The sequence below is a fragment of the Methylorubrum rhodinum genome (genome assembly GCF_014199935.1).
Lineage (GTDB): Bacteria > Pseudomonadota > Alphaproteobacteria > Rhizobiales > Beijerinckiaceae > Methylobacterium > Methylobacterium rhodinum.
In genome coordinates this window covers 511,867-521,778 of sequence record NZ_JACHOP010000001.1, presented here as the reverse complement: position 1 = coordinate 521,778, position 9,912 = coordinate 511,867, and the positions used below count along the sequence as shown (strand labels likewise).

The window sequence follows — 9,912 nt, the reverse complement described above, 5'->3', positions numbered from 1 at the left end:
CTCATACTCTCACGGTTCAGCCTTCCAGCCGAACCCGCAAGGACATGAACAAGCCGCCCGCGTTTCTCTTTCTCGATATCTACTTGTCAAAGAGCTGCATCCGATTTGTCAGATGCTTTATTTGAAGTCAAGTGGCAATTTGCTTAGGCTTGAGCCGTCCGCGCCTTGCTGTCGTCTTCGGTAATCTTTCCCGGCGGGCCGTTTTTGTTTCCGCACCGCGTCGGGAGCCGCCGTATAGGGGGGCTGAATCGGCGTGTCAACAGCCTGTTTCCCGAGGCTCACGACCCGCGCCTCGGCTTCCCCGCGCGTTCGGCGAGCAGCGGGGGAGGGGAGGGGACCCGCCTTCGCCCCACATCCCGCTCGCCGAGAAGGGGCGTGCAGGCGGTGCCCCGATCGTCGCCGAGCGGGACGACCGCGACCGGAACTCCATAGAGCCGCTCCAGGCTCTCCGGCGTCATCGTCGCGGCCGGGGCCCCGAGCCCGATCAGCGCGCCGTCGCGCAGCAGCGCCACCCGGTCGGCGCAGAGGAAGGCGTGGCCGGGATCGTGCGTGGAGAGCAGGATGCCCAGCCCGCGCTCGGCGAGGCGGCGGATCTGGCCGAGCACCCGCGCCTGGTTGCCGAAATCGAGGCTCGCGGTCGGCTCGTCCATGACGAGGAGGCGCGGTTCGCCCGCGAGCGCGCGGGCGATCAGGGCGAGCTGGCGCTCTCCCCCGCTGACCTCGGTGTAGATCCGCTCGGCGAGATGCGCGATGCCGAGCGCCGCGAGCGCGGCGTCGGCCGCCGCATGGTCGGATCGGCCGGGGCTCGCGAACGGGCCGAGGCGGCTCGCCCGGCCCATCACAACGACCTCGCGCACGCTGAAGGGAAACAGAGCCGCGTGCGCCTGGGGGACGTAGGCGACGGTGCGGGCGAGCCGCGTCCGGGACCAGCGGGCGACGTTCTCCCCCTCGACGAGGACGCGGCCGGCCTTGGCAGGGAGGAGGCCCAGCAGGGTTCGAAACAGCGTGGTCTTGCCGCAGCCGTTCGGCCCGAGCAGGCACAAAACCTCGCCGGCCGAGACCGCGAAGCCGATGCCGGCGCCGATCGTGGTGGCGCCGTGCCCGAAGGCGAGATCCTCGACCCGCAACAGGGGCGCCTGGCTCACGACCAGCCTCGCCGGGCCGTGGCGAGGAGCCACAGGAAGAAGGGCGCCCCGATCAATGCGGTCAGGATGCCGAGCGGCACCTCGATCGGGGCGATCGTGCGCGCCGCGAGGTCGACGGCGAGCAGGTAGCCCGCTCCGAGCACCAGGGAGGCCGGCAGCAGGCGGCGGAAATCCGGTCCGACCAGAAGCCGGGCGACATGGGGCACGATCAGCCCGATCCAGCCAATCGCTCCGGTCACCGAAACGCAAGCGGCGGTGACGAGGGTCGCGGCGGCCACGAACAGGGGGCGCATGAGCCGGGTCTCGACGCCGAGCGCCCGGGCCTCTTCCTCGCCGAGGCTCATCAGGTTCATGCGCCAGCGCAGCAGGACGAGCGGGACGAGACCGATCAGAACCGCGGGCAGGATCGCGGCGATGTCGGACAACGTCACCGCCGCGAGGCTGCCGAGCAGCCAGTAGGTGATGGCGGGAAGCTGGTTGTAGGGATCGGCCAGGACCTTGAAGAGGGAGATCGCCGCTCCCAGCACCGCACCCACGGCGACGCCCGCCAGGACGAGCGTCAGCACAGGGTCGTGCCGCCGCACGGCCGCACCGACGCCGTAGACGATCGCCACCGCGCCGAGGCCGCCGAGGAAGGCGAGGATCTGGATCGCCGCGACTGGCAGCGACAGGAAGATGCCGGCGACCGCCCCGAGGCTCGCGCCGGCCGAAACGCCGAGGATGTCGGGCGAGACGAGGGGGTTGCGAAAAAGGCCCTGGTAGGTCGCCCCCGCGGCGGCGAGGCCGGCCCCGACCACGAGGGCCGCCGCGACCCGGGGCAGGCGCACCTGCAGGATCACGGTCCGGGCCGTCGCGTCGACCTCGCCCGTCCGTCCGAGCAACGTGTCGCCGAGCACGGTGAGGACGTCGCCGAGCGGGACGCCGTAGCGGCCGGTGCCAAGCGACAGGAGGGCGAGGGCAACGAGCGCGACGAACGGGAGCGCGCGCAGCAGGACGCGCCGCGGCCAGCCGGCGGCGGGGGGGCGCGTCACCGCCCGGCGCCCGAGAGCAGAGCGGCGACCTGATCGGGTGTAAGATCGACGTGGTAGAACAGCCGGTAGAACCGGCGCGTCTCGGCCTCGATCGGTTGCCAAAACCGGTCCGGATGGAGCAGGCCGGCGAGCCAGCGCAGCCCGATCAGGCGGTTGACGCCGGGCGGGGAGTCGAACCAGCCGAAGGGCAGCCGGGGCGCTTGGTAGACCTTGCCGGCCCGCACCGCCTTCAGGCCGCTCCAGAGCGCATCCGTGGACAGGGCCGCGCGAAACGGCGCGTCGAGGGTGAGGATCACGTCCGGGTCCCAGGCCAGGATCTGCTCGGGCGAGACCGTGGCGAGCCCGCCACGGCCGGCCGCACCCGCGACGTTGCGCCCGCCCGCCGCCTCGATGATCTCGGTGTTGATGGATCCGGAGAGCCCGGTCTCCAGCCCTCTCGGCCCCCGTCCGTAGTAGACACGCGGGCGCTCCTCCGGCGGACGCGATCCGACCGCCGCCCCGACCTCCGCGAGCGTCCGCTCGGCATAGGCGGCGAGCTCTTCCGCGCGGGCCTCCTCGCCCAGCGCCCGTCCGAGGACCCGGTAGGTCTCGGGGATCTGCGGGAAGCGGCCGTCGAGGAGGATATAGGGGATGCCGGTCTGCGCCTGCACCCGATCGGCCAGGGAGGCGTAGGTGGCGTCAGTCGCGCCGACATCGACGATGAGATCGGGCTTGAGGGCGAGCACGGCCTCGACATTGGCCGTGTTGCCGCGTCCCGTGAGACGCCCCGTGGTCGGCAGGTCCCAGGTCTCGCGGGCGAGGTAGCGCTTCTCGTCCGGATCGGGCGCGCGCGACCAGCCGATCATCCGGGCCGGGGCGAGGGTGTAGAGCAGCACCGAGGCCGGCGGTCCCGCCGCGAGGATACGGGCGGCCTTCTCCGGCACCTCGACCCGGCGACCTGCCGCATCGATGAAGGGACGGGCCGAAGCGGGGACGCCGAAGAGGAGCGCGAAGAGGAGGACGGCCAACGCGCGCGCCGCCGTCGCGGGCGCGAAAGTCCGGCCGAGAGCTCTGCGCGCCGCTGCCATGTCGTCCCCGTACTCCCTCTTCCGTCGGCCGACGGACCGCGTCGGGAACGCCGTCGCGGCGGCGCGCATCGCCCGCGCTCCGCCCGCATATCTCAGTTCGTGCAAGGCTTCAGCAGGTTCGGCAAGGCGGTGCCGTTGCCGCGGGCGGTGCGTGCGACGTCGCGGGCGATCCGCATGAGCGCGTTCAGCATCGGCGTCGGCGGGTCCCGCTGCAGCGCGACGAGGCCGATCGTGTGACGGATGTCGGGGTCGGTGATCGGTAGGGCCCGGATGTCGGTGCGCGGCCCGAGCGCCTCGACCAGGACGGCGGGCATGACGCTGGCCCAGCGCAACGTCTGAACATGTGTCAGCAGCACCACCATCGAATTCGATTCGAGCGCAGGCTCCGACCGGATTCCGGCCTTCTCGATCTGCTCGTCGATGATCCGCCGGTTCTGCATGTTGGGCGTGAGCAGGCAGAGGGGCGTGCGCGCGACCTCCGCCCACGTCACCGTGTCCCGATCGTAGAAGGGACCGCCCGACCCGGTGAGGAGGCGATACTGTTCCTGATACATCGGGATCGCGGTGACGTGGCCGAGCGGCTCGTTGTCGAGATAGGTCAGGCCCGCATCGGCCTCCAGGTTCTTCAACAGCGAGACGATGTCCGAGGAGGTGGTCGATTCGATCGTCAGGCGCACGTCGGGATGGCGCGCCCGATAGGGCGTCGTCAGGGCGGCGACCATCGGCAGGGCGGTGGGCACCGCGGCGATCCGCAGGTGACCCGACAGGCCGCGGCGCAGGGTGGCCACGTCCTCCTGCATGGCGCGGCTGTCGGCGACGATGCGGCGGGCCCAGGCGAGCACCCGCTCGCCCTCCGGCGTGAAGCCCTGGAAGCGCGAGCCGCGCTGCACGAGCTGCACGCCGAGATGGTTCTCGAGATACTTGATCCCGGCCGAAAGCGCCTGCTGACTGACCGAGCAGGCCTCGGCCGCGCGGCCGAAATGGTGCTCGCGCGACAGGGCCAACAGATAGTCCAGCTTGTCGATCACCGCCCGAACCACGCGAGGCCGCGCAGCCTGCGGCTCTCAGGTGGTATTCGTCAGTTTTGACCCGTTCAATATGAATACGATTTCCGAAGCGGATCAGCCGGCATCGCTGGCGCCCGCACCGAGGAGATTCGGATCGTAGGTCGCCGGCCGGATCGGTCCCGGACCGGTGCTCTCTTCCCGGATGGCCGCGACGACGAGGGCATCGAGGGAGGATCCCGCTGCCGGGACGTGGGCGGCCAGCCGCTCGCGCATCCGCGGCGTCCAGAACGCCACGAGATGCTTGTGGATGCCGGCCACCGCCTCCTCTTCCGGGTAGGACCGGAAGAAGGCGGCGATCTGGTTGGCCATGCGCACGAGTTTGTCGGTCTGCGAGGTCGCGCCCATGCCCCTCACTCCGCCGCGTCGAGCATCTTGGCGATGCGGGTCAACGAGAAATCCTCCTCGAAGAAGCGCGCCTGCCAGTCGGACGGCCGGTTCGTGCGCCGCACCTGCACCGCCGTGACCTTGTATTCGGGGCAGTTGGTGGCCCAGTCCGAGTAGTCGGTGGTGATCACGTTGGCGCCGGTCTTGGCGTGGTGGAAGGTCGTGTAGACGACGCCGGGCTGCATCCGCTCGCTGACGCGGGCCTTGAGGGCGATGTCGCCGGAGCGGCTCTCCAGGGCCACGAGGTCGCCCTCGACGATGCCGCGGGCCTCCGCGTCGAACGGATGGATCTCCAGCACGTCCTCCTCGTGCCAGCGCGAGTTCTCGGTGCGCCGCGTCTGCGCGCCGACATTGTACTGGGACAGGATGCGCCCGGTCGTGAGGATGAGCGGGAAGCGCGGGCCGGTGCGCTCCTCGGTCGCCACGAACTCGGTGATCATGAACTTGCCCTTGCCGCGCACGAAGCGGTCGACATGCATCATCGGCGTGCCGAGCGGGGCCTTGTCGTTGCAGGGCCACTGCACCGAGCCCAGTTCGTCGAGCTTGCCGTAGGAGACGCCGGTGAAGCTCGGGGTGAGCTGCGCGATCTCGTCCATGATCTCCGACGGATGGGTGTAGGCCATCGGGTAGCCGAGCGCGTTCGAGAGCAGAACCGTGCCCTCCCAGTCGCCGACGCCGCCCAGCGGCTCCATCACCTTGCGCACGCGGCTGATGCGCCGCTCGGCATTGGTGAAGGTGCCGTCCTTCTCGAGGAACGAGGCGCCGGGCAGGAAGACGTGGGCGTATTTCGCGGTCTCGTTCAGGAACAGGTCCTGCACGACGATGCACTCCATCGCGGTCAGGCCCGCGGTGACGTGGTGCGTGTCCGGATCGGACTGGGCGATGTCCTCGCCCTGGATGTAGAGGCCCTTGAAGCTGCCCTCGACCGCCTCGTCGAGCATGTTGGTGATGCGCAGGCCCGGCGCGCCGTCGAGCTTGGCGCCCCACAGCGCCTCGAACGCCTCGCGGGTGGCGTCGTCCGAGACGTGGCGGTAGCCGGTGAACTCGTGCGGGAACGAGCCCATGTCGCAGGAGCCCTGCACGTTGTTCTGGCCGCGCAGCGGGTTCACGCCCGCGCCGACCTTGCCGATGTTGCCGGTGGCCATGGCGATGTTGGCCATGCCCATGACCATGGTCGAGCCCTGGCTGTGCTCGGTCACGCCGAGCCCGTAATAGATCGCGCCGTTGCCTCCGGTGGCGTAGAGGCGGGCGGCGGCGCGCAGCTCCGCCGGATCGACGCCGATGACCTCGGCCTGCGCCTCCGGCGCGTGCCGCTCCTCCGCGATGAAGCGGGCCCAGGACTCGAAGTCGCCGAGTTCGCAGCGCTCGCGGACGTAGCCCTCGTCGACCAGCCCCTCGGTGACGATGACGTGGGCGAAGGCGTTGATGAAGGCGACGTTCGAGCCGGGCTTCAGCGGCAGGTGATGGTCCGCCTCGATATGGGGCGACTTGACGAGGTCGATGCGGCGGGGATCGGCGACGATCAGCCGGGCGCCCGCTCGCAGGCGCTTCTTCATGCGCGAGCCGAAGACCGGATGGCCGTCGGTCGGGTTCGCGCCGATGACGAGGATCACGTCGGACTGGTCGACCGACTTGAAGTCCTGCGTGCCGGCCGAGGTGCCGAGCGTCGACATCAGCCCGTAGCCGGTCGGCGAGTGGCAGACGCGGGCGCAGGTGTCGACGTTGTTGTTACCGAAGGCGGCGCGCACGAGCTTCTGGACGAGGTAGGCTTCCTCGTTGGTGCAGCGCGACGAGGTGATGCCGCCGATGGAGTCGCGGCCGTATCGGGCCTGGATGCGCTTGAACTCGGAGGCCGCGCGGTCGATCGCCTCCTCCCACGACACCTCGCGCCACGGATCCGTGATCTTCTCGCGGATCATCGGCTTGGTGATGCGGTCCTTGTGGGTGGCGTAGCCGTAGGCGAAGCGGCCCTTGACGCAGCTATGGCCGTCATTGGCCTTGCCGCCCTTGTAGGGCACCATGCGGATGACCCGGTCGCCCTGCATCTCGGCCTTGAAAGCGCAGCCGACGCCGCAATAGGCGCAGGTCGTCACCGCCGAATGCTCGGGCTGGCCGAATTCGTGGATCGTCTTCTCCTGGAGCGTCGCGGTCGGACAAGCCTGGACGCAGGCGCCGCAGGAGACGCATTCGGAGTCCATGAAGTTCGTCGGCCCCGCGGCCACCCGCGAGTCGAAGCCGCGGCCCTGGATCGTCAGCGCGAAGGTGCCCTGCGTCTCCTCGCAGGCGCGGACGCAGCGATTGCAGACGATGCATTTCGACGGATCGTAGGTAAAGTACGGGTTCGACTCGTCCTTCGGCAGGTACTTCTCGGCGGTCGGCTTGACGTGGTTGTCGCCCTCGTAGCCGTAGCGCACGTCGCGCAAGCCGACCTGACCGGCGGTGTCCTGCAACTCGCAATCGCCGTTGGCCGCGCAGGTCAGGCAGTCGAGCGGGTGGTCGGAGATGTAGAGCTCCATCACCCCCTTGCGCAGGCGGTGCAGCTTGTCGCTCTGCGTCTTCACGACCATGCCGTTCTCGGCCGGCGTGGTGCAGGAGGCGGGCGTGCCGCGCCGGCCCTCGATCTCGACGAGGCACATGCGGCAGGAGCCGAACGGCTCCAGCGAATCGGTGGCGCAGAGCTTGGGGATCTTGGTGCCCAGATGCATCGCCGCCGCCATGACGGAGGTGCCGGCCGGGACGGTGACGGCGACGCCGTCGATGCTCAGCGTCACGCTCCTGTCCGCGACGCGGATCGGGGTGCCGTAGTCGATTTCCTTGATGAGGGTCATCAGGGGCTCCTCACTCGGCCGCCGCAGGCAGTTGCTGCCCGCGCGGCGAAAAATCCTCGGGGAAATGGGTGATCGCGCTCATCACGGGCATCGGCGTCAGGCCGCCCATGGCGCAGAGCGAGCCGTCGGTCATGACCTCGCAGAGATCCTCGACGAGCTTGAGGTTGGCCTCCGGGCGGATGCCCGCGATGACCTTGTCCATGGTCTCGACGCCGCGGGTCGCGCCGATGCGGCAGGGGGTGCACTTGCCGCAGGATTCGGTCGCGCAGAACTCGAAGGCGAAGCGGGCCTGCGCCGCCATGTCGACGGTGTCGTCGAACACCACGATGCCGCCATGGCCGACGAGGCCCTTGGCCCCCGCCATCGCCTCGTAGTCGAGGGGCGTGTCGAGGAGGTGGTCGGGGAAGTAGGCGCCGAGCGGCCCGCCGACCTGCACGGCCCGCACCGGCCGGCCCGAGCGGGTGCCGCCGCCGAACTCCTCGATCACCTCGCGCAGCGTGATGCCGAAGGCGTACTCGATCAGGCCGCCGTGCTTGACGTTGCCGGCGAGCTGGATCGGCAGGGTGCCGAGCGAGCGGCCCTGGCCGTAGGCCGCGTAGGCCTCGGCGCCGTTCTCGAGGATCCACGGCACCGCCGTGAACGTCATCACGTTGTTGACCAGCGTCGGGCGGCCGAGGAAGCCCTTGAGCGCCGGGATCGGGGGTTTTGCGCGCACGATGCCGCGCCTTCCCTCCAGGCTCTCGAGCAGCGAGGTCTCCTCGCCGCAGATATAGGCGCCGGCCCCGAGCCTCACTTCGAGATGGAAGTTCTTGCCCGACCCCATCACGTCGTCGCCGAGCACGCCGGCCGCGACGCCGTTGGCGATCGCTTGCCTGAGGGTCTCGAAGGCCTGCGGGTACTCGGAGCGCAGGTAGATGTAGCCGCGGGTGGCGCCCGTCGCGACCGCGGCGATGGTCATGCCCTCGATGAGGCAGAAGGGATCGCCCTCCATCATCATCCGGTCGGCGAAGGTGCCGGAATCGCCCTCGTCGGCGTTGCAGACCACGTATTTCCGGTCTGCCTGCGCCAGCATCACCGTGTTCCACTTGATGCCGGCCGGGAACCCGGCGCCGCCGCGGCCGCGCAGCCCCGAGTCGCGGACGGCCGCGACGATCGCCTCCGGCCCGAGCCGCAGGGCGGCCTCCAGGCCGCGATAGCCGCCATGCGCCCGGTAATCGGCGACCGAGACCGGATCGATCACGCCGCAGCGGTGGAAGGTGAGGCGGTGCTGCCGGGCGAGGTAGGGGATCTCTTCCGGATCGCCGAGGCGCAGCGGATGATCCCCACCCTCGCCGAGGCCCGCATCGAGCAGCGCCTCGACGTCGGCGGGCGTGACCGGGCCGTAGGCGACGCGGTGCCCTTCCGTCTCCACCTCGACCATCGGCTCCAGCCAGAACAGGCCGCGCGAGCCGGTGCGCACGATCTCCACGTCGAGGCCGCGGGCCTCGGCCCCGCGCTTCAGGGCGCAGGCGACGCGGTTGGCGCCGAGGCCGAGCGCGACGGCGTCGCGCGGAACGAACAATCGGATGCTCATTGCCGATGCTCCGTCAGAGCGGCTTCGAGGGAATCGGCGGTCAGCCGGGCGATGGGCTCCCCGTCGACGAGGGCGGCCGGGCCGTTGGCGCAGAGGCCCAGGCAGTAGACCGGCTCGACGGTGGCGGCGCCATCGGCGGTCGTCCCGTGCCAGCCGCAGCCGAGGCGGCCCAGGATCTCGCGGTGCAGCGCCTCGGAGCCCTGCGCCTGGCAGGCCTCGGCGCGGCAGAGCTTCACCTCGTGGCGGCCCGCGGGCGCCGCCCGGAAGTCGTGGTAGAAGCTGATGCAGCCATGGACCTCGGCCCGCGACAGGTTCAGCGCGTCGGCGATGAGCGGGACGGCCTCGGCATCGACGTAGCCGAACGTGTCCTGAAGCGCGTGCAGGATCGGCAGCGTCGCGCCCTCGAGATGGGCGTGCTCGGTGACGATCCCGGCGGCGCGGGCGGCACTCCAAGCCTCGTGGCGGGGCATGAATTTTCCTGCCTATATTGGTCTTGTTCTAATGCCGTTATGCAGGGAAGTGCCGCCCCCGTTCAATCAAGCGATCCGGTCGGACGACAAGGGCTGCTTGTCGATCCGCAATGATGGTGCGATGCGTTTTGCCGCCGCGCGGTCTTTTTTCGGCGTGCTGAGCCGCCCGTCGGACCGATCGAGCAATCTCCGGCCGATCTTCGATCGGAAAATCGAAGATTATTATCAGGGAAAACACCTTGATAACGCGGAACGTCGACCTGATCGGTCCATATTCATTGCCGTATGATTGCAAAAATCCAACGTATTTCTTCGATAGATGTGCTGAATATTACCGCCGCGATTCG

The 9,912-nt window shown here is 69.6% G+C and carries 9 protein-coding genes; 1 reads left to right on the top strand and 8 read right to left on the bottom strand.

What is annotated here, in order from left to right:
- Nucleotides 1-278 precede the first annotated feature (278 nt).
- The 8 genes from HNR00_RS02350 to HNR00_RS02315 form a co-directional block, all read right to left on the bottom strand.
- Nucleotides 279-1,145: an ABC transporter ATP-binding protein gene (locus HNR00_RS02350; protein ID WP_183564187.1), complete on the bottom strand. Its 867-nt coding sequence runs from the start codon at nucleotides 1,143-1,145 to the stop codon at nucleotides 279-281.
- A complete protein-coding gene (locus HNR00_RS02345; RefSeq protein WP_183564184.1) occupies nucleotides 1,142-2,176 on the bottom strand; it encodes a FecCD family ABC transporter permease in 1,035 nt (344 codons plus the stop codon). Before HNR00_RS02345 ends, HNR00_RS02350 begins: the two co-directional genes overlap by 4 nt.
- Complete coding sequence (locus tag HNR00_RS02340) at nucleotides 2,173-3,243, bottom strand: iron ABC transporter substrate-binding protein (RefSeq protein WP_183564181.1); 1,071 nt, start codon at nucleotides 3,241-3,243, stop codon at nucleotides 2,173-2,175. The genes HNR00_RS02345 and HNR00_RS02340 overlap by 4 nt, the downstream gene beginning before the upstream one ends.
- Nucleotides 3,244-3,335: 92 nt before the next feature.
- Nucleotides 3,336-4,271, bottom strand: coding sequence for a LysR family transcriptional regulator (locus tag HNR00_RS02335; protein ID WP_183564178.1), 936 nt, complete (start codon nucleotides 4,269-4,271; stop codon nucleotides 3,336-3,338).
- Between the two features lie 93 nt (nucleotides 4,272-4,364).
- Entirely contained in the window at nucleotides 4,365-4,655 is a 291-nt protein-coding gene (locus HNR00_RS02330; RefSeq protein ID WP_183564175.1) for a formate dehydrogenase subunit delta, read from the bottom strand.
- A 5-nt stretch (nucleotides 4,656-4,660) separates the two neighbouring features.
- Nucleotides 4,661-7,522, bottom strand: coding sequence for a formate dehydrogenase subunit alpha (gene fdhF, locus HNR00_RS02325; RefSeq protein WP_183564172.1), 2,862 nt, complete (start codon nucleotides 7,520-7,522; stop codon nucleotides 4,661-4,663).
- 10 nt (nucleotides 7,523-7,532) lie between these two features.
- Nucleotides 7,533-9,095, bottom strand: coding sequence for a formate dehydrogenase beta subunit (locus HNR00_RS02320; protein WP_183564169.1), 1,563 nt, complete (start codon nucleotides 9,093-9,095; stop codon nucleotides 7,533-7,535).
- Entirely contained in the window at nucleotides 9,092-9,565 is a 474-nt protein-coding gene (locus HNR00_RS02315) for a formate dehydrogenase subunit gamma (protein WP_183564166.1), read from the bottom strand. The genes HNR00_RS02320 and HNR00_RS02315 overlap by 4 nt, the downstream gene beginning before the upstream one ends.
- On the opposite strand from HNR00_RS02315, the gene HNR00_RS02310 reads away from it, so the two are divergent.
- Nucleotides 9,564-9,854 (top strand): hypothetical protein, encoded by a 291-nt coding sequence (locus HNR00_RS02310; protein ID WP_183564163.1) that lies wholly within the window; start codon nucleotides 9,564-9,566, stop codon nucleotides 9,852-9,854. The two genes, HNR00_RS02315 and HNR00_RS02310, sit on opposite strands and share 2 nt — an antisense overlap.
- Nucleotides 9,855-9,912 lie beyond the last annotated feature (58 nt).

Excerpts from the sequence above, each read along its gene's own strand:
- HNR00_RS02340 (WP_183564181.1), bottom strand. The coding sequence starts at position 3,243 with ATGGCAGCGGCGCGCAGAGCTCTCGGCCGGACTTTCGCGCCCGCGACG.
- HNR00_RS02330 (WP_183564175.1), bottom strand. The coding sequence starts at position 4,655 with ATGGGCGCGACCTCGCAGACCGACAAACTCGTGCGCATGGCCAACCAG.
- fdhF (WP_183564172.1), bottom strand. The coding sequence starts at position 7,522 with ATGACCCTCATCAAGGAAATCGACTACGGCACCCCGATCCGCGTCGCG.
- HNR00_RS02320 (WP_183564169.1), bottom strand. The coding sequence starts at position 9,095 with ATGAGCATCCGATTGTTCGTTCCGCGCGACGCCGTCGCGCTCGGCCTC.
- HNR00_RS02310 (WP_183564163.1), top strand. The coding sequence starts at position 9,564 with ATGAATTTTCCTGCCTATATTGGTCTTGTTCTAATGCCGTTATGCAGG.
- HNR00_RS02315 (WP_183564166.1), bottom strand. The coding sequence starts at position 9,565 with ATGCCCCGCCACGAGGCTTGGAGTGCCGCCCGCGCCGCCGGGATCGTC.